This is a genomic window from Polyangiaceae bacterium (assembly GCA_015075635.1).
Classification (GTDB): Bacteria; Myxococcota_A; Polyangia; order Polyangiales; family Polyangiaceae; genus JADJKB01.
On sequence record JABTUA010000003.1, the window covers coordinates 723,140 to 742,745 of the forward strand.

The 19,606-nt window shown below is 69.5% G+C and carries 10 protein-coding genes and 1 riboswitch; of the genes, 1 reads left to right on the plus strand and 9 read right to left on the minus strand.

The genetic code is table 11. From position 1 onward, the window contains the following. Positions 1 to 9: 9 nt before the first annotated feature. Positions 10 to 2,994: a sel1 repeat family protein gene (locus HS104_33900; protein ID MBE7484950.1), complete on the minus strand. Its 2,985-nt coding sequence runs from the start codon at positions 2,992 to 2,994 to the stop codon at positions 10 to 12. 150 nt (positions 2,995 to 3,144) lie between these two features. Beyond that, positions 3,145 to 3,663 (minus strand): hypothetical protein, encoded by a 519-nt coding sequence (locus tag HS104_33905; protein MBE7484951.1) that lies wholly within the window; start codon positions 3,661 to 3,663, stop codon positions 3,145 to 3,147. A gap of 82 nt (positions 3,664 to 3,745) precedes the next feature. Next, positions 3,746 to 3,852, plus strand: a riboswitch (TPP riboswitch). A gap of 44 nt (positions 3,853 to 3,896) precedes the next feature. On the opposite strand from HS104_33905, the gene thiC reads away from it, so the two are divergent. Continuing rightward, positions 3,897 to 5,669 carry a phosphomethylpyrimidine synthase ThiC gene (gene thiC, locus HS104_33910; protein MBE7484952.1) on the plus strand — a complete coding sequence of 591 codons (1,773 nt, stop codon included), beginning with the start codon at positions 3,897 to 3,899 and terminating at the stop codon, positions 5,667 to 5,669. 199 nt (positions 5,670 to 5,868) lie between these two features. Here the strand turns inward: thiC and HS104_33915 are convergent, their stop codons facing one another. The 7 genes from HS104_33915 to HS104_33945 form a co-directional block, all read right to left on the minus strand. Then, the gene (locus HS104_33915; GenBank protein ID MBE7484953.1) at positions 5,869 to 6,306 is read right to left on the minus strand and encodes a hypothetical protein; all 438 of its coding nucleotides are present in this window, start codon (positions 6,304 to 6,306) and stop codon (positions 5,869 to 5,871) included. Then, positions 6,299 to 9,049 carry a hypothetical protein gene (locus HS104_33920; GenBank protein ID MBE7484954.1) on the minus strand — a complete coding sequence of 917 codons (2,751 nt, stop codon included), beginning with the start codon at positions 9,047 to 9,049 and terminating at the stop codon, positions 6,299 to 6,301. The genes HS104_33915 and HS104_33920 overlap by 8 nt, the downstream gene beginning before the upstream one ends. A gap of 92 nt (positions 9,050 to 9,141) precedes the next feature. Next, complete coding sequence (locus HS104_33925) at positions 9,142 to 12,273, minus strand: hypothetical protein (GenBank protein MBE7484955.1); 3,132 nt, start codon at positions 12,271 to 12,273, stop codon at positions 9,142 to 9,144. Positions 12,274 to 12,283: 10 nt separating this feature from the next. Next, positions 12,284 to 15,232, minus strand: coding sequence for a hypothetical protein (locus HS104_33930; protein MBE7484956.1), 2,949 nt, complete (start codon positions 15,230 to 15,232; stop codon positions 12,284 to 12,286). A gap of 8 nt (positions 15,233 to 15,240) precedes the next feature. Continuing rightward, a complete protein-coding gene (locus tag HS104_33935) occupies positions 15,241 to 16,254 on the minus strand; it encodes a PEGA domain-containing protein (protein MBE7484957.1) in 1,014 nt (337 codons plus the stop codon). Positions 16,255 to 16,281: 27 nt separating this feature from the next. Next, the gene (locus HS104_33940) at positions 16,282 to 17,787 is read right to left on the minus strand and encodes a protein kinase (GenBank protein MBE7484958.1); all 1,506 of its coding nucleotides are present in this window, start codon (positions 17,785 to 17,787) and stop codon (positions 16,282 to 16,284) included. A gap of 101 nt (positions 17,788 to 17,888) precedes the next feature. Next, the gene (locus HS104_33945) at positions 17,889 to 19,601 is read right to left on the minus strand and encodes a bifunctional metallophosphatase/5'-nucleotidase (protein ID MBE7484959.1); all 1,713 of its coding nucleotides are present in this window, start codon (positions 19,599 to 19,601) and stop codon (positions 17,889 to 17,891) included. Between the last annotated feature and the right edge of the window lie 5 nt (positions 19,602 to 19,606).

The following is a 19,606-nucleotide window of genomic DNA, read 5'->3' on the forward strand; positions in this document are numbered from 1 at the left end:
GGATAGCCCTCACATCTTCTGAGTTCCACCCACCGGGACGCCCGCACCGCCAGCCGGGGCGGGGCCCCCGAGCTTCTGGTTCAGCTTCTTCAGCGCGGAGCAGGACCAGACGTTCTTGACCTTCTCTTTGTCGTCCTTGTACCAGCGGCCGTAGTTGTTGCAGCCGTCGCGCAGCTTGGTGAGGCCCAGGGCGGTGTCCTTCTTGTAGTCGGCCGACCCGCGATAGATGAAGTACCCCATGTTGTAGCAGGCCTGGTAGTTGCCGAAGTTACAGGCGCGCTGGAAGAACTCGGCGGTCTTCTTGCCGTCCTGCTTCACCCCGTCGCCCTTCTCGTACATCAGCGCCAGCTCGTAGCAGTCGTTGTTGGAGCGCAGGTAGCAGGCCTTCTCGTGCAGCGTGGCCGCCGTCGCCGGGTCCTTCTTCTCCACGCCGACGCCCTCCTTGTACATCTTGGCCAGGCTGCGGCAACTCATGGTGTTGCCTCGCTCGCAGCTGCCCTTGCGGATGCGCGCGGCCTCTGCCGGGTTCGGCGAGACTCCTTGCCCGGTGGCGTACATGTCGGCCATCGCGTCGCAGGCGGACTCGAGCCGGCCGTTGCAGGCCCGATTGTAGTACTTGAACGCCTCTGCGTCGTTGCGCGCCATGCCGCTGTACCCGCTGCGGTACATCCCGGCGAGGTCGGAGCACGACAGGTAGTGCATCTTGTCGCAGCCCTTGCGGTAGAACTGCACGGCCTTCATCGCGTCCTTCTGGGTGAACGTGCCGTAGCGGTACCACGAGGCCAGCTTGCCACAGACGGTTGCGTCCCCCTTCTCGCACGACTGCGCGAACAGCTCGAGGGCGCGCTCCTTCGGCGAGCTCTTGCAGACCTCCTCCTGGATCAGCTTGCCCAGGTTGTCACAGGCCTTCGAGCTGCCCTGCTCGCAGCCGACCTCGTACAGCCCACACGCCTTCTGCTTGTCCTCCTTCACGCCCTGACCCTGAGCGTAGAGCGCGCCGGTGTCGTTGCAGGAGTCCGCGTAGCCGCCGGAGCACGAGTGCTGGAAGTGGGAGAACGCCTTGGCGTGATCCGTCTTCACTCCCTTGCCCCAGTAGAAGTCCTGTCCGACCTCGTAGCAGGTCCGCGGGTGGCCGGTGCGGCAGCCTCGCTCGAAGTACTGATGAGCCCGGGCGTCGTCCCGGGCCACTCCCTCGCCGTTGCGGTAGAGCTGCCCGATCAAGCGGCAGCCTTCGCCTTCGAACAGGTTGCAGGCCTGCTCGAAGAACTCGAACGCCTTCACCGCGTCGCGCGCCCGGTAGACACCGGACTGGTAGATCTTCCCGAGCTCGACGCAGGCGTACCCGCTCCCTTCCTTGCAGCCCTTCTCGATCTTCACGACGGCGTTGTAGGTGTCCTTCTTGACGCCATAGCCGTAGAGCATCAGGTACCCGAGCCGCGCGCAGCCCTCGGCGCCACCCCACAGATTGCAGGCCTTCTCGTAGAGCTTGGCGGCCTGCTCGTCGTTCTCCTTCTGCTTCTCGCGCTCCATTCCCGCGCCGCGGAAATAGGTGTTGCCGAGCTCCGTGCAGCCGAGCGCGCTGTTCTTCTCGCAGGCGCTCTTGAAGTACTCCATGGCCTTGACACGGTCGAGCCCGGCACCGCGCCCGTCGGCCGAATACAGGATGCCGAGGTGCGCGCAGCCGTCCGGGTTGTCGGCCTTGCAGGCGCGCTGGTAGAGGTTGAACGCCTTCTTGTAGTCCCGGGGCGTGGCCACCCCCTGCTCGTGCATCACGCCGAGCTCGACGCAGCCCTGCGAGAAGCCGCCGTCGCAGGCGCGCTTGAACTGGGCGAAGGCCGTGTCCACGCTCGCCTCGGGCGCCGTGCCCGAGCGGTGCATGCGACCCAGGTGCGAGCAGCCCAGAGCGTCGCCGGCCTTGCACGCCTTCTGGAAGGTCTCGAACGCCTTGAAGCGGTCGGCGGAGACGCCGATGCCGCTCAGGAGGTGTGAGCCGTACTCCGCGCAGGCCGACTCGTCGCCCAGGCCGCACGCCTTCTTGAAGAAGGCGACGGCCTGCATCTGGTCCTTGCCGGCGTTCCGGTAGATGACCGCGAGCTGGGCGCAGCTCTTGGGGTTGTTCTTGTCGCACTGGCCGCGGCACTCGCCCTCGTTCTTGCCCGAGCAAGCAAAGGCCTTGACCGTGGACTGCTTCGCGCACTTCGCGCCGTCCCAGACGAAGCCCGCGCTGCACTCCGGGATCTCGTCGGTCTTCGCGGCCACGCCTTGGGCGTCTTTGGCGGCCTTCTTGGGGGCGCCGAGCGGTCGGAGCTCGAGGCGCAGGAGCGAGCCGCAGCCCTCCGGTGCCTTCTGGGCCTCGGTGCTGGCGGTCTCGCACTTCTCGATGGACCCGTCCTTGTTGGAGACCGAGCGGCTACTCGAGGTCTTGGCTTCGACGCCGGCGCCGAACAAGCCGGCCACCGTGCCCATCTTCGAGCGTTCGCCGGTCTTCACCGCAAAGGCGCCGATGGTCGCCCCGCGCACGAAGTGAGTGGCGCCGTCGCATTCACCCTTGAGCTCGGCGGTGTCCGCATGGGTACGCACCGCCGTGCGCTTGCCGACGATGACCAGACCGATGTCGAGGGTGGTGCCCTTCTGCATGTCGGCGCCCAGCTTCGCGCCGCCCATCGCGAAGATGCCCGGCAGGTTCGCCGCGACCTCGTCCAGAGAGTCGTAGCGAATCAGCTGCTCCTTCTTGTTCACGCCGACGTAGCCGTAGCTGCCCTCGATCGAGCAGTCCTTCAGCATCTTGATGGCGTTCTTCTGGTAGCGGACGACGGCGATGCGGTCGCGGGTCAGGACCTCCAGGTCCGTGCGGTGATCCGGCTCCCAGTCGACGATGAGCGGTTCGGCGTAGGTCGAGACGACGTCTGCTGACTGCCGTCCGGGGATACCGGTGCCGTTGCCGTTCGGGCCCGGCTTGATCCCGCCGCCACCGCAGCCATTCGCACCGACCATCGAGAGTGAGACAGCGGCTGTTGCCGCGAGAAGAACGAACCTCGACATTTGAGCTCCCTTGCCGAAAATAGCCCCTCAACATAAACCGGCCGCGGTCCGGGCAACAAGAGCGTCGGCTGACCGGCGTCACCCGCGATGTGTGTGCTTTGGTCACCCGGGCATGACGGCCAAGGTCTTCAAGCCGAACTCGCGCACGAACCGCTCTCGAAGCCCCCGCTCTTCCAGGTAGTCCGCGACTCGATCTGGGACGAGGCTGCGCCAGTCGCTCCCGCGGGCCATGGCGAGCCGGACCATGGTGCCGGACACGCGCACCTGCTCGCCCGGTTCGAGGAGGCTGACCGGGTGGACTACTCCGTAGTCCTCCGCCATGAGCCCCTTCACCCAGGCATTCGCGGTCACGAAGGCGTCGAGCGGACCCAGGAGCTCCCGCACCATCAGCCGCCAGCGCGGCGGATCGCCGAGGTCCGGGATGTCCACGATGGTCGCCCGGTCCGCGGAGCCCTCGAGCACCAGCTCGAGCATTTCCCGGGTCTCGGCGGCGCTGAACGGGTTGTGGACGTCGAGCTTGTTCGAGCTGCCGATCCCCAGGACGACCTGGTCGGCCGAGCGCAGGAGCGCCCGGATTACCGCGGCGTGCCCCAGGTGCACCGGCTTCCAACGGGCAACCATCGCGATTTTCGCCCAGCGGCGGCGTTCCACGGCCGAGAGCTTGGCACGACTGGCGGCCGCTCGGTTTCTCGGTTACGAGCTTCGGCGTCGCTCGGGGCGCGGCCCCCCACCTCGGTGGAGGGCAGCTGAGACGGACCCGCAAGACCTGATCTGGTTCGGACCAGCGGAGGAATGCGACGACCGGCGGCCCCGGCGTCCCTTCCACCACGAGCGACAGGAAGGACCGCTTCGAAATGCCCGCTTGGACCCTGCCGCTCCGTGGCGCCCAGAACCCCTCGACGCTTCGCGAGGGCACCACGCCTGGCTCCTTCGCCAACCCCGACGACGTCGGCGGACCGCTCGCGTTCTCGTCGCCCGACACGCCCGGCATGCCGGCGCCCAGCGACAAGACCGCGTGGGACTTCCTGCCGGAGGGCTGGAGCCGTGGAGCCGATGGGTTCGCCGTCGCGCCCGCGGGGTTCGTGCCGGTCACCCAGCTCGAGCACGCGCGGCTGGGAGTGGTCACGCCGGAGATGCGCCGAGTCGCCGAGCGGGAGAAGCACCTGAGCCCCGAGCAGGTGCGGAACGAGGTCGCCGCCGGCCGCATGATCATCCCTGCCAACCGCGTGCACCTGGGCTTCGGGCTCGACGCGATGTGCATCGGTCGGGCCAGCCGGACCAAGGTCAACGCGAACCTCGGCGCGTCGCCGGTGTCCAGCGGCACCGACGAGGAGGTCGAGAAGATGCGCTGGAGCGTGCGCTGGGGCGCCGACACGGTGATGGATCTCTCCACCGGCGGCGATCTGGACGCCTGCCGTGACGCCATCATCCGCGCCTCCCGCGTGCCCATCGGCACGGTGCCGATCTACTCGATGATCATCGGGCGCAAGATCGAAGAGCTGAGCGAGGACGTCATCCTCGAGACCCTGCGCCACCAGGCTCGGCAAGGCGTGGACTATTTCACCATCCACGCCGGCGTGCTGCGCGAGCACCTGCCGTTCGTGCAGAAGCGCGTGATCGGCATCGTCAGCCGCGGCGGCTCGCTCTTGGCGAAGTGGATGCTGGTCCACGGCAAGCAGAACCCCATGTACTCGCTGTTCGAGCGCATCTGCGACGTGATGCGCGAGTACGACGTGTCGTTCTCGCTGGGCGACGGCCTCAGGCCCGGCGGGCTCGCCGACGCCAGCGACGAGGCTCAGCTCCGCGAGCTCGAGACCCTGGGGGAGCTGACCGAGCGCGCCTGGCGGAAGGGCGTTCAGGTCATGATCGAGGGGCCGGGGCACGTGCCCTTCGATCAGATCGAGTACAACATGAAGCTAGAGCGGCGCCTCTGCCACGGCGCGCCGTTCTACGTGCTCGGCCCCATCGTCACCGACGTCTTCCCCGGCTACGACCACATCACCAGCTGCATCGGCGCGACCGCCGCGGCGTACCACGGGGCGTCGATGCTCTGCTACGTGACGCCGAAGGAGCACGTGGGCCTGCCCAAGAAGGACGACGTGAAGCAGGGCTGCATCGCCTACAAGATCGCCGCCCACTCCGCCGACGTCGCCCTCGGCATCCCGGGGACCCGCGACTGGGACGACGACCTGACCAAGGCGCGCGCGGCGCTGAACTGGGAGAAACACTTCGAGCTGGCTTTCGACGGCGACTATGCGCGGGCGCTGCACGACGAGGACCTGGACGTGGACACAGATTTTTGCGCGATGTGCGGCCACGACTGGTGCTCGGTGCGCATCTCGAAGGAGATCGTGGAGTTCGCCAGCGGCAAGGCCGAGGGCTTCGAGCGCGAGCGAGTGCTCAAGAGCCCGGCGCTGTCCCCCGAGCAGCGCGCCATGCTGGAGAAGCGCGGCGTGCTGCCGCCGGAGGAGCTCCACCGCCTGGCCAGCAAGACAAAGCAGGCGGTGGCAGCCGAGAGCGGCAAGGCGAGCTGCCACAGCGACTACGTGGACCCGGAAGCCGCTCAGCGCATTCAGCAGGAGAAACTGATCACGTTGCGCAAGAAGGCTCAGCCCGCCGCGCCCTGAAGGGAGCGCCGACCCCTTCGTTCCCCGCGTTTGCTGCTGCGCCCTGCCTCGTGCGGGGTTTCTGTCGAGACCCGCCCAGCGGCGCCAGGCGACGACTCCCACCTGATGGTGGGGGCGCTCCGGCCTCGCCGGCGTTCTCGTGGGTCCCGGTCTCAGTGGCAGCCCGCGATCTGCTCATGCCAAGACAGTGAGAGTCGAGTCAGTCCGCCGCCGCGTCGGCAGGGCAGCTCGCCGCGGTGGCTTCGCAGCCGTCCAGCACGTTCTTGTTGCAGTCGGCGAAGCCGGGCTGGCACTCGTTGGTGCACGTCCCCGCCTGGCAGACCGTGCCCGGGCAGGCGTTCGTGCAGCTCCCGCAGTGCGCCGGATCGGCGTTCTTGTCGGTGCAGACCTCGTCGCAGCAGATGAACCCGCTCGGGCAATTCGCGCACGGCGCGTCCGACTGCACGTCCGAGAGGCCGGAGTCCGTCCCGCCGTCGCCGGCCGGGACGCACTGGTTCTGCGCGTTGCACTCGTAGCCGTCGGCGCACTTGCCACTTGGACTGCAATCGCCGTGCGACAGCGAGCCGCCGAGCTCGTCCTCCGCGCAGCCCGTTGCCAGCGCGACCGCGAGCGCGACCGCCAAACGCCGCTCAGCCACAGCTCCCGTTCGGCATGCAACGCCTCCCCGGCGGGCACTCGGTAGAGCCGCAGACGCAGTAGCCGCCGTCCAGGTTGCAGCTGCCCGGGCTGCCATAGTTGCAGTCGGCAGAGTTGTCGCACTTGCAGACCCCAGCGGAGCAGACGAAGCCGTCCGGACACACCCGACCGCAGGCACCGCAGTTCTGCGGATCGGTGGAGAGCGCGCGGCAGCCCGACGTGCAACACGTGGCGCCGAGCTGACACTTGTCGCCGCCGTTGCAGCTGCAGTTGCCGCTCTTGCAGGTCTCGCCGACCTGGCACTTGGTGGCGTTGCACTCGCAGCTGCGGGGGCCGGAAGCGGCGAGTGGGCACTTGCCGCCGGTCCCGCACTCGGCGTCCGCCGTGCAGCCGCACAGGCCCGTCACGCACGCCTTCAAGTTCGAGGCGGTGCAAGCGTTGGAGCAGGTCCCGCAGTTGTCGGGGTCCGTGGAGGTCGGCTTCTCGCAGCCGTCGTCCGTGACGGGTGGAGGCGGCTGCGAGCAGTCGTCGAAGCCGGACGAGCAGTACGGCGTGCAGAGGCCGTTGGTGCAGTCCAGGGAGAGCACCTTGGCGGTGCTGCAAGTCCGACCGCACAGGCCGCAGTTCATCGGATCCAGGTTGACGTTGGCCTCGCAGCCGTCCGTCTTGCTGCCGTTGCAGTCCCCGTACCCGGAGCTACAGGTGAAGCCGCAGGCGCCTCCGATGCAGGTGGGGACGGAGTTCTCGAAGACCGGGCAGCCGATGTTGCACCCGCTGCAGTGCTGCGGGCTCGTCTGGGTGTTCACGCACTGGCCGCCGCAGTTCACCAGCGGGGGGGTGCAGCTCAGGACGCACTGTCCGGCCTGGCACACCTTGCCGCCGGTGCAGACGGTGCCGCAGGCGCCGCAGTTGGAGTTGTCGGTCTGAGTGTTGACGCATGCGCTGCCGCACTTGGTGAAGCCGGAGTTGCACGCAAAGCTGCAGCTGCTCGACGTGCAGATGGGATACCCGTTCGCCGGCGCCGGGGTGCAGGCGTTGCCGCAGCCACCACAGTTCGGCAGCTGGGTCGGGTTCACGCAAGAAGCGCCGCACTTGAGCAAGCCCGCGTTGCAGGTGAACCCGCAGGCGCCGGCCGAACAGGTCGCCGTGGCGCCGCTGGGCGCAGCGCAGGCGTTGCCGCAGGCGCCGCAGTTCAGCACGTCGGAGCCCGTTGCCACGCATTGCCCGCTGCAGTTGGTGGTGCCGGTCGGGCAGCTCAGCGTGCACACGCCGTTCGAGCAGACCTTCCCCGACCCGCAGGCGGTGCCACACGCCCCGCAGTTGTTGTTGTCGGTCTGCTTGTTCACGCAGGCGTTGCCGCACAGGGAGAGGCCCGAGCCGCAGCTCGCCAGGCAGGTGCCCAGAATGCACGCCATGCTGCCGCCGACCGGAGCAGCCGGACATGCCTTGCCGCAGGCGCTGCAGTTCTCCTTGTCGTTCGAGGTGTTCACGCAGGCACCGTTGCACTTCGCGTAGCCCGTGCTGCACGAGAGGTCGCAAGCGCCGGCAGTACAAGTGGGCATGCCGTTCGCCACACCGGGGCAAGCCGTGCCGCAGCCACCGCAGTTGCTGGGATCGGTCTTCACGTCCACGCACTGGGCGCCGCACTGCGTGGTGCCGGTCGGGCAGATCGACACGCAGGCTCCAGCGGCGCAGAGATCGCCGCCCTTGCAAGCGTTGCCGCAGGCGCCGCAGTTGGTGGGGTCCACCTTGACGTCCACGCACTTGTCTCCGCACTTGGAGAAGCCGGTGTCACAGACGAAGCCGCAGGCGCTGCCGGAGCAAGTCGCCGTGGCGTTGGTTGGCGCAGTGCAAGTCGTGCCGCAGGCGCCGCAGTTTTGTGGGTCGGCCTTGGTGTCGGTGCAGCTCGCGCCGCACTGGGCGAAGCCGGCGTCGCAGGTCACGCCGCACTTGCCGGCGGCGCAGCTCGGCTTGCCGTTCGGCGGGTCGGGACAGGCGTTGCCGCAGCCTCCGCAGTTTTCGACGTCGGTCTGCGGCTCCACGCAGGAAGCGCCGCACTGCGCGAGGCTGCCGCAGCTCGTCGAGCAAGCGCCTGCGTTGCAGACCTCGCCGGTGGCGCAGATCTTCCCGCAGCTGCCGCAGTTGCTCGGGTCGGTCTTGGTGTTCACGCAGCCGGACTCGCCGCACGCGGTGAACCCCGAGTCGCAACTCGCCGAGCACTTGCCGGCGTCGCAGGCGCGCGCGCCGTTGCTCACGGGCGGGCAGGCCTGGGCGCAGGCGCCGCAGTTCTCGGGGTCGCCGCTGGTGTTGACGCAGGTGACGTCACACAGTGTGGCGCTGGCGCCGCAGTCGAGCTTGCAAGCGCCGGCCTCGCAGCCCGCCTGTCCACCCACGGGCGCGCTGCACTCGGTCTTGCAGGCGCCGCAGTTCTTCGGATCTTGGGCGGCGTTCACTTCGCAGCCGTTGACCACGTTGTTGTCGCAGTCCAGAAACCCCAGCGCGCACTGGTTCGTGCACTTCCCGTTCGTGCAAGTGGTGCCCGGACACGCCGCTCCACACGAGCCGCAGTTGAGGTCGCTGGTCTTCAGGTCCACGCACGCGCCGTCGCAGCACGTCTCGTCGGAGGCGCACGCGGCGCAAGGGTCGGCGTCGGTGCCCGCGTCCGTGCCGCCCACGCCGCCGGTGCCCGGCTTCTCTTGCAGCTCGTCGATGGAGACGAAGCAGCTCGCCAGAGCGAGAGCCACGAGCACAGAGAGCACATGGCGCAGAGGTGCGCGCCGCCCGATCACAGCGTTTCAGCGTACCACGTCGAGGGAGCGCGGCTCAATCGCGACGCCTACCGGCAAACGTTGCCGGGGAAGCAGCGCGCACCTTCTGGGCAGTAGGTCGAGCCGCACTGACAGACGTTCGTGGGCCCCTGCTTGGCGCATGCGACGGTCGAGCCACCCATCTGGCAGTCCGCCACTTGCGCGCACATGCACTTGCCATTCTCGCAGGTGAAGCCCGGCGGACACAGGCGACCGCAGGCACCGCAGTTCAGCGGGTCCTGTGCGAGATCGCGACAGCCGACGGACGGGCAACACGTCGTCGCGAAGCTACCGGCCCCGCAGGGCGGGCCGCCGTTGCAGGAGCAGGCGTAGGAAACTTCGTTCCCTGCGTCCGCCGCCTGGGTGCCACCGGTCCCGGACGTGCCTCCACCGCCGGTTGTGCCCCCGACGCTGGTGCCACCACCGCCGACCGTGCCGCCTCCACCGGTGGTTCCCCCGCCGCCGGTGGTTCCTCCGCCGCCGGTGGTGCCACCCGTGCCGCCGGTTCCGCTCGTGCCGCCGGTTCCGCCTCCGCTGCCCACGGCTTTGCACACCTCACCGGGATTGCACAGGTTGCCACCGCACTGGCACACGCTGCCCACGCAGTCCTCTTCGGCGGTCTTCTCTGGAGCACACTGGTAGGCGCTCGCGCAACCGCACGCCTTGAGCGGCAGAGACTGCGGGTCGCAGACCAGGCCGGACGTGGAGTAGGCCTGCAGCGCGCAGTTCGCGCCACAGCCGCCGCAGGTGTTGTCCCCCAAGGCGGTCTCGCAGCCGTTGTCCGTGAAGCCCGTCGGTGGGAAGTTGCAGTTGCTGTAGCCGAGGTCGCAGGTCGAGTTGCAGCTGCCGTTCGAGCACGCGATCGACATCACGTGGTTGTCCTGGCAAGCACGCCCGCACGCGCCGCAGTGCAGCGGGTTGGTCTGGAAGTTTATCTCGCAGCCGTCCGTCAGGACGCCGTTGCAGTTCTGCCACGGGTACTGGCAGCTGATCCCGCAGGTGCCGCCGACGCATGTCGGCGTGCTGTTGGGCCGGTTCGGGCAGACGTTGCCGCAGGCGCCGCAGTTCTGCGGGCTCGTCTGGGTGTTCACGCACTGGCCGCTGCAGTTCACGAGCGGAGGGGTACAGCTCACCACGCACTGGCCGCTCTGACAGACCTTGCCGCTCCCACAGGCGTTGCCACAAGCGCCACAATTGGCGTTGTCCGTCTGCGTGTTCACGCACGCGTTGCCGCACTTGGTGAAGCCGGAGTTGCAGGCGAAGCTGCAAGCGCTGGAGGCGCAGACCGGGTAGCCGTTCGCAGGCGCAGGCGCGCAGTCGTTGCCGCAGCCCCCGCAGTTTGGAAGCTTGGTGGGGTCCACGCAGGCGTTGCCGCACTTGATCAGGGTGCCGGTGCAGTTGAAGCCGCACTGCCCGCCCGAGCAGAACGCCTGCCCGCCGGTCGGAGCCGTGCAGGCGTTGCCGCAGGCGCCGCAGTTGAACACGTCGGAGCCGGTGGAGACGCACTGCCCGCCGCAGTTCGTCGTGCCCCCGGGGCAATTCAGCGTGCACACGCCGTTGGAACAGACCTGGCCGGAGCCGCAAGCATTGCCGCAGGCGCCGCAGTTGGCGTTGTCGGTCTGCTTGTTCACACACGCGCTGCCGCATAGCGAGAGCCCGGTGCCGCAGCTCGGCGTGCACGTCCCGCTGGCGCACGCCATGCTGCCGCCGGTGGGCGCGGCGGGGCAGGCGTTGCCGCAGGCGCCGCAGTTGCTCTTGTCGGTGGCGGTGTTGACGCAGGCGCCGTTGCACTTGGTGTAGCCGTTGCTGCAGGTGAAATCGCAGGCGCCGTTCACGCAGGCGGGGGCGCCGTTCGACACGCCCGGGCACGCCGTGCCGCAGCCGCCGCAGTTGCTGGCGTCGGTCTTGGTGTCCACGCACTGGGTTCCGCACTGGGTCGTGCCGGTGGGGCAGTTCGACACGCACGCCCCGTTGGCGCAGAGCTGGCCGGTGCTGCAAGCCGTCCCGCAGCCGCCGCAGTTGGCGATGTCCGTCTTGGTGTCCACGCACTTGTCACCGCACTTGGCGAAGCCCGTGTCGCAGACGAAGCCACAGGCGCTGGCCGAGCAGGTCGCCGTCGCGTTGGCCGGCGCCGTGCAGCCGTTGCCACAGCTGCCGCAGTTCTGCGCGTCGGTCTTGGTGTCCGTGCACGCGGTGCCGCACTTGGCGAAGCCGGCGTCGCAGGTCACCCCGCAGGCGCCGGCGGCGCAGCTCGCCTTGCCGTTCTGCGGCGCGGGGCAGGCATTGCCGCAACTTCCGCAGTTGCCCACGTCGGTCTGAGGGTTCACGCAGGAAGCTCCGCACTGGGTCATGCTGCCGCAGCTCGTGGAGCAGGCGCCGGCGTTGCACACCTGCCCGGTGGCGCAGATCTTGTCGCAGCCGCCGCAGTGCGCCGGCTCCGTCTGCGTGTTGACGCAGCCGTCCTCGCCGCAGCCCGTGAACCCGGTGTCACAGGAGACGCCGCACGACCCTCCGGAACAAGTGCGCGCGCCGTTGTCGGCCGCGGGGCACGCTTTGGCGCAACCCCCGCAGTTCTCCGGGTCGCCGCTGGTGTCGGTGCAGGTGACGTCGCAGAGCGTCGCTCCAGTCGCGCACTCCAGCGTGCACGCCCCTTTGGTGCATCCCGCTTGTCCACCCACCGGCGCGCTGCACTCGGTCTTGCAGGCGCCGCAGTTCTTCGGGTCGCTGGCGGCGTTCACCTCGCAGCCGTTCACCACGTTGTTGTCGCAGTCCAAGAACCCCAGCGCGCAGGTGTTCGTGCAGGCGGAGCTCACGCAGGTCGTGCCGGGGCACGGGGAGTCGCACGCGCCGCAGTGCTGCGGGCTCGTCTTCAAGCTCACGCACTCGCCGCTGCAGCAGGTCTCGCCCGCGGCGCAGTTGGCGCACGGGTCGGCGTCGCCGGCGTCGTTTCCGCCGCCGCTGCCGCCGGAGCCGAGCTTCACGCACTTGCCGCTATTGCACTCGAACCCCGGCGCGCACTCGCCGTTGTCGTCGCAAGCACCTCCCGCCAGGTACTCGGACAGGTCGTCGGCGGCGCAGCCGGTCTGGGCCAGGGCGTTCCAGAGCACGAACGCCGACAGCGCCGCCAGGAAACGCACGGTCGAGGTTTTGGTCTTGCTCATGCCGTTCTCCTCACCCGCATCCCCCGTTCAGGACGCAGCGTTTCCCAGGGCCACAGAGCACGCCGGCGCAGCGGCACTTGCCCACCTCGCAGGTGCCGCCCGGCCCGCAGTCGGTGTTGCTGTCGCAGATGCAGAGGGAGTCCTGGCAGTCGAAGCCGATGGGGCAGGCCCGCCCGCAGCCGCCGCAGTGCGCGGGGTCGTGAGTCACCACCACGCAGCCAGCGCCGGGACAGCAGGCCGGGATCCCCTGGAAGATGTTGGTGTCGCAGGCGGGGCCACCGTTGCAGGAGCAGCTCTGCGTGATCGCCGTCGGGCTCGACCAGGCCAGGCCGCCGGTGACCCCCGACTTGCACACCTCGCCCGCCGCACAGAACAGGCCACCGCACTTGCACACGCCGCTCGAGTCGCAGCCGTTCACCAGCGCCGTCGGGCTGTCCGTGCAGGCGCTGTCCTGTTTGCAGCCGCAGGTGATGGGCGCCGGGCTGGCCGGGCTGCAGACCAGCGAGGTGCCACTGGTCGCTGCGCAGCCGGCCCCGCAACCCGCGCAGTTGGCGTTGCTCGTGTCGGCCTCGCAGCCGTTGTCCGGCATCGGCGACGGCAGGTTGCCCGCCGCCGGCATCGTGCAGTTCACCTTCCCGAGCTGGCACGTCGAGGTGCAGACGCCGTTGTTGCACTCGAGGGACATGACGCCGTTGTTCGAGCACTGTCGGTTGCAGCGACCGCAGTGGAGCACGTTGGTGTCCACCCGGGTCTCGCAGCCGGCGGCGTTGGGGTTGCAGTCGTCCCAGCCGCTCTCGCACTTGAACCCGCACACTCCGGCGGAGCAGCTCGGAATCGTGTGCGGAGGAGTGGGGCACTGGTTGTTGCAGGTCCCGCAGTGGTTCGGATCGTTCTGCGGGTTCACGCACTGGCCGCCGCAGCTGACCAGCGGGGCGGTGCAGGTCGTGACGCACTGGCCGGCCTGGCACACCTTGCCGCCCGAGCAGGCGTTGCCGCAGGCGCCGCAGTTGTTGTTGTCGATCTGGGTGTTGACGCAGGCCGTGCCGCACTTGGTGTAGCCGCCGTTGCAGCCGAACGTGCACGAGCTCGAAGCGCAGACCGGGTACCCGTTGGCCGGGGCCGGCACGCAGGTGACCCCGCAGCCCCCGCAGTTCGGGAGCTGGGTCGGATTCACGCAGGTGTTGCCGCACTTGATCAGGCCGGAGTTGCAGGTGAAGCCGCAGGTCCCTCCCGTGCAGGAAGCCTGCCCGCCCGTCGGGGCCGAGCAGACGTTGCCGCAGGCGCCGCAGTTCTGCGGGTCGGAGCCGGTGGCCACGCACTGACCGCTGCAATTGGTGGTCCCGGTCGGGCAGCTCACGGTGCAGGCGCCGTTCGAGCAGACCTTGCCGCTCCCGCAGGCGGTGCCGCAGGCGCCGCAGTTCATGTTGTCCGTCTGCGCGTTCACGCATGCGTTGCCGCACAGGGTGAGGCCGGCCGGGCAGGCCTTTACGCAGCTCCCGGTCACGCACGTGACGGAGCCGCCGCTCGGCGGCGTGCAGGCGCTGCCGCAGGCGCCGCAGTTCTGGGCATCGCTCGAGGTGTTGACGCAGGCGCCGTTGCACTTCGTGAAGTTGGTCGCGCAGGTCACGTCGCAGGCGCCGTTCGTACACGCCGGCTGACCGTTCGGGGTGCCGGGACACGCCGTGCCGCAGGCGCCGCAGTTGGCCGGGTCGCTCTTGGTGTCGGTGCAGGCCGCCCCGCACTGGGTCGTCCCGCTGGGGCAGCTCGCCACGCACTTACCCGTCGCGCAGAGCTCGCCGGCGGCGCAGACGTTTCCGCACGCCCCGCAGTTCGTGACGTCGGAGGCAGTGTCCACGCACTTGTTGCCGCACTGCGCGTAGCCGGTGTTGCAGACGAAGCCGCAGCTCTTCGCGGAGCAGATCGCCTGCGCGTTGGCCGGCGCCGTGCACCAGAGCCCGCAGCCTCCGCAGTTGTTCGGGTCGGTGCTGATGTCCACGCACAGGGCGCCGCAGGCCACGAATCCGGCGTCGCAGCTCCCGCCGCACTTGCCGGCGGCGCAGGTCGCCTTGCCGTTCTTCGGGGCGGGGCAGGCGTTGCCGCAGGCGCCGCAATGGTCCACGTCCGCCTGCGGGTCCACGCAAGATGCGCCGCACTGCGTGAGCGACCCGCAGCTCGTGTCGCACTTGCCCACGTTGCACACCTCGCCGGTCGGGCAGAGCGTGCCGCAGGTTCCGCAGTTCGCCGGGTCGGTCTTGGTGTTCACGCAGCCGTCGCTGCCGCAGCTCGTGAAACCTTGGTCGCAGCCGGCCCCGCACTGGCCCGAGGCGCAGGTCCTGAGCCCGTTGGCCACGGCGGGGCACTCGGTGGCGCAGTCCCCGCAGTTGTCGGGATCGCTGGCGACGTCCAGGCAGGAGACGTCGCAGAGCTTCGCCGGAGCGCTGCACTCGAGCGTGCAGACGCCGACCTTGCAGGCGCCGCTGCCGCCGACCGGCGCGCTGCACGCCGCCTTGCAAGCGCCGCAGTTCTTCGGATCCGCCGCCGCGTCCACCTCGCAGCCGTTGGTGACGTTCTGATCGCAGTCCAGGCTCCCGAGCTTGCAGACGTTGGTGCAGGCGCCGCCCTGGCAGGTGGTGCCCGGGCAGGGCTTGCCGCAACCGCCGCAGTGCTCGGAGCTGGTGTTGACGTCCACGCAGGCGCCGTCGCAGCACTTCTCGCCGGCGGCACAGCTCGCGCACGGATCGGCGTCTGCACCGGCGTCGGTCCCATCGGGGAGGCACAGGCCATCGACGCAGTGGTATCCCGTTGCGCACTCCCCGTTCGCGTCGCACTCGCCCTCGGCGAGATAGCTCGACAAGTCGTCGCTGGCGCAGCCGGCCGGCGCGAGCAGCGCCGTCATCGCGAGCGCGAAGACGGCGCCGAGGACGCGGTGCAATCGAGAGGTGATGCGCGCCCGCCCCATGCGAACTCCTAGAAGTGCCCGGAGTAGGCGGCGCTGCACCCGCCCGGAAGACAAACGAAGCCGACGGACGGCGGCTTCTCGCTCTTGCTGCTGCCTTTCGACAGGTCCACGGCCAGGAGCACGCCTCCGGCCACCACCGCCACCGCGCCAACCCCGGCGAAGATGCGGGCCGTCGTCTGCTGGCTCTCCATCTTGTCGAAGGCATCGTGGCGCGCCAGCTGGGTCCGCTCGTTCTTCACGTCCTCCTCGGAGCTCGAGCGCATCATCTCGAACACGGCGGCGCCGCCCAGGGCTACCGCGCCGACCCCGAACGCGGTCCAGGTCATCCAGCTCACTCCGCCGCTCCCCTTGTCGTCCTGGCCGGGACGTGTCGGAGTGGTCGGTCCCGCGGGCTCTTTGGGACCTGCGGCCTCGGCCGCCTTCGGTTGCATCTCCACCGATACGTCCATGGCGCGGTGCGCGGTCAGCTCGAACGACTGCTCAGCGTCCTGGTAGCCCTCGAAAGAGAGCTTCACCCGATGCGTGCCGGGGAGGATCTCGCCGGTCCAGGGCGCGACCCCGACCGGTTGGTCGTCGATGCGAACCGTCGCGCCTTCGATGTTGGAGAGGATGGTGACCTGCTGCCGGCCGCGCTCGGTCTGGAGCTTAGACTCCAGCTCGCCGACCCGCTTCTCCACGTTGGCGCGATCGCTGGCGTCGGTGCTCTGTCGCAGGTACTCGCGGTAGAAGCGCAGCGCGCCCGCCGTGTCCAGGAGCTTGTCGTAGGCGCGAGCGGCGTTGAAGCTCAGGGCCGGGCTCGGGTACTCGCGGTGCGCGTCGAGGAAGGCGTCCACGGCGTCCTTGAAGCGCTCGGCCTTGAAGGCCGCCACGCCGCGCTCGAAGTGCTTCTGCGCCCGGGCCTTGGCGTCCGCGTCGCGCTTCGGCTGGGAGGCGGCGGGCTTCGCCGCCGTTTGGGCGCCGGCGCTCGCCGAAGCCAGGGTCAGCGCGCCGGCGAGCGCGCACCACACGAATCGGTTACCCAAGAAAGCCCGCTCTAACATGGCAAAAGCTCAGAAAGTCTTCAGTTGGTCGAGAGGATCTTTTTCCGGCGGCTTCGGCTTCTCCGCCGGCTTCGCGGTGGTCTCAACCGGCTTGACCGCGGGCTTGGACACCGGCGGCTTGCCCACCGGCTTCTTGCCCGTCGGCGTGGCGACGGGCTCCGCGCTGGCCACCGGCTCGGCACTCGCGGCCGGCTCCGCGCTGGCGGTGACGGCCGGCTCGACCTTGGGCTCGGTCGGCTTCTGCGTCAGCTCGGGTGCCGCGGTCGGCTGCGCCACGGTCGGCTTCTCGGGGGAGGGCGCGGCGGACGGGTTGCCGATGCTCTTCAGTATGACGCCGACGCCGATGCCCAGGACGACGACGGCGGCCACGGCGACGGCGATCCAGGTGGAGCGACCGCGGGCGGGCGTCGCGCCGGAGACCGTCGCGGAGAGCTGCGTCGCGCCGTGTCCGGAGCTGGCAGCAGCCACCGGCGCCGCGTTGACGGTCGGCATCATCGATTGACCCGCGGGGACCGAGTCCGCGGGCCGCTCGATCCAGGAGCTGTGGAGATTCGAGCCCGTGATGTCGTCGGCCACGCTGTGGGCCAGCGCCCAGCGGGCCAGCGCGCCGCCCAGCTCTCGCATGCTGGCCCAGCGCTGATCCGGGTCTTTCTCCAGGCCCTTCGCGATCACGCTCCAGAGCTCGCCGTCCCCGATGCCGAGCTCGGTGATCGGCTTGGGCTTGCCCTCCAGGATGGCGACGACCAGCGCCGTGTAGGTGTTGCCGTTGAAGGGCAAAAGGCCCGTGAGGACCTCGTAGAGCACCACGCACAACGCCCAAATGTCGGTGCGGTGATCGACGTCCAGACCGCGCGCCTGCTCGGGCGACATGTAGGCCGGGCTTCCCATGGCGGCGCCCATCTGAGTGATGCGCTGGTTGTCCTCGCGTTCCAGCTTGGCGATGCCGAAGTCCACGACCTTGGGCTGGGTCTTGCCGTTCTCTTCCTGAGTCAGGAAGATGTTCTCCGGCTTGAGATCGCGGTGCACGATCTTCTTGGCGTGGGCCACCGCCAGGGCATCCGCGATGGGCAGCAGCGTACGGACGGCCCGGAGCGCGGGCATCGGGCCCTTGCGCTTGATGACGGCGCCCAGATCCTCCCCGTTCAGCAGCTCCATCACGATGTACGGGTCGCCCGCCGGGGTCTTGCCGAAGTCCGAGACTCGGACGATGGCCGGGTGCCCCAGGCGGGCGGCGGCCCGGGCCTCCTGGAGCAGGCGGTTGGCCAGCCCCGCGTGCTGGAGCTCCGCGCGGATGAACTTGATGGCGACGTGGATGTCGAGCGCCTCGTTGTGCGCGACCCAGACACTCGCCATGCCGCCTTCTCCCAGCCGGCGCAGCAGGCGGTACTTCTCCCCGATGACCTGGCCCTCGGTATAGGGGTCGAGCTTGCTCGACGACGGCGACACCTTCTGGGTCTCGACCGAGATGGTTTCGGCCGAATCGAGCAGGTCTACTGGAGTCTTGGGCTCCGTCATCCTCAGCCGTGCAAGGTAGCATGTAGGGTGGGAACCAGCGAGATTCGAGCCGGCTTCGAGGGCGCCCCATCGGGCATTTCCCTACATGCACGCGCGTGCCGTCAGTTTGGGCAACGAATCGGCCGCGGAGCTGGCAGCGAGAGGCGAGGCTGCTTCGGGTCGAGGAGCTTCGAGTCCTCACCGTCCAGGCTGCCGCCTCTCCTGCGAAGCTCTCCGGCGAGCGCGTCTCGCACGGTTTGCGTCGCAGTCTCTGCCCGCGGCGCGGGGCGCCCGGGTCCTGCGAAGAGCTCGTCCCCGCCCGTTGCCAGGTAGTCGCTGGTGACGATCGTGACCCGCTCGGCGTCGCCGATCGGCTTGCCGCTCTCGCGCTTCAAGCTCACCACCAGACGGCCACCGTAGCAGCGCGCCCCGACCCGCGCACCGGCGATCGAGATGATGCCGTGGCGCTCGCGCTCGAGGTGTAGAGCGATGACCCGGCCGAGCTCTGCTCCCGTCAGCTCCAGCCTGGTCACCAGGTTGTCGAAGGGCTGACTCTCGTAGAGCTGGCCGTAGGTCAGATCGCCCGCTGGCAGCGGCGCCCGGAGCCCGCCGCCGTTGACGATGGCGACGTCGCTGCCGGGCGCGGCGGCGAGCAGGAGGTCGGCGTACAGGTTGCCGAGGGGTGACTCCGCTGCGTAGTCCTGCCGCACCGCGCGCTTCACTTGCACGCCGAGTCTCTCTGCGCGCTGCGTGGCGGCCGCTTCTCGCCACCCGGCCACGCTGGCAGCGATCCGAGGGTCCTTCCGGGTGGCCACACCCTCGTACGTTCCGGGGACGCAGACCGGGGCTTCGCGGTCGGTGCAGACTTGCCGAGGCGGGAAGAGCTGTCCCGTCACGCTCCGCTTGGCGTCCCCCGGCACCCGGAGGTCGATGCGAGAGAACGCTCGGCCGTAGGCGTACGCCTCCGCGACCGCGATCCCGGAGAAGAAGTGCGCGACCCCGGCGTGGGAGTGCCCGCCGATGATCGCGTCCACGCTTCCCGTCGGGAGCTCCCGCGCCACGCGATTCAGCTCTTGGTCGGCCTCGCAGGCCGTCTCGCTCCGCGGGTCGTCGAAGCGCTGGCAAACGCCCCCAGCATGTGCGAGCACGACTACCGCGCGCGCGCCGCGGGCGCGCAGGTCGGCCGCCTCTCGAGTGATCGCCACCGCCAGCGGACCGACGTCGAGGCCGTTGAAGTACGCGGGCATGACGATGCGCGGAGTCTCGTCGGTGAGCACGCCGACGAGCCCGAGCTTCACGCCGGCGACCTCGAGCAGCACCGAGGCGTGCAGGTTCTGCCACTCCGGGATGCGTCCAGTCCGGGTGTCGATCAGGTTGGCCGCCAGCACGGGGAAGCGCGCCTCGGTCAGCCTGGCCCGGAGCGCGCCCTGCGGGTCCGCGCCCGCGCCCGGCTCCGCGGACCCGGTCGGGCCGAAGTCGAACTCGTGGTTGCCGAGCGCCGCGGCCGAGTATCCCAGGGCGTTGAACGCGGCGATGACCGCGGCGCCTTCGCCCAGGTTCGACTCCAGCGTTCCCTGGAACATGTCGCCGGCGTCCACCAAGAGCACGCCGCCGTCGGCCCTCCGTAGCTCGCGCAGGCGCGCCACGTACCCCGCGAACGCGTCCAGGTGCTCCACGTGGCCGTGGAGATCGTTGGTGCCGACCACGCTGATGACCTTGTCCGCGGTGGCGGGCGCGCGCTCCGGTGCGCGGGCCTCGGGCGCCTTCGGCGGCGGTCCCTCCGCGCACGCCCAGAGCACGCCCAGAGCCAGCAAGGTGGAGCAGAGTGAACGCATCAGTC

What these genes read in the sequence shown, in the direction of transcription:
- HS104_33900 (MBE7484950.1), bottom strand. Translation starts at nt 2,994, where the DNA reads ATGGTCGGTGCGAATGGCTGCGGTGGCGGCGGGATCAAGCCGGGCCCG.
- HS104_33905 (MBE7484951.1), bottom strand. Translation starts at nt 3,663, where the DNA reads ATGGTTGCCCGTTGGAAGCCGGTGCACCTGGGGCACGCCGCGGTAATC.
- thiC (MBE7484952.1), top strand. Translation starts at nt 3,897, where the DNA reads ATGCCCGCTTGGACCCTGCCGCTCCGTGGCGCCCAGAACCCCTCGACG.
- HS104_33925 (MBE7484955.1), bottom strand. Translation starts at nt 12,273, where the DNA reads ATGAGCAAGACCAAAACCTCGACCGTGCGTTTCCTGGCGGCGCTGTCG.
- HS104_33930 (MBE7484956.1), bottom strand. Translation starts at nt 15,232, where the DNA reads ATGGGGCGGGCGCGCATCACCTCTCGATTGCACCGCGTCCTCGGCGCC.
- HS104_33940 (MBE7484958.1), bottom strand. Translation starts at nt 17,787, where the DNA reads ATGACGGAGCCCAAGACTCCAGTAGACCTGCTCGATTCGGCCGAAACC.
- HS104_33945 (MBE7484959.1), bottom strand. Translation starts at nt 19,601, where the DNA reads ATGCGTTCACTCTGCTCCACCTTGCTGGCTCTGGGCGTGCTCTGGGCG.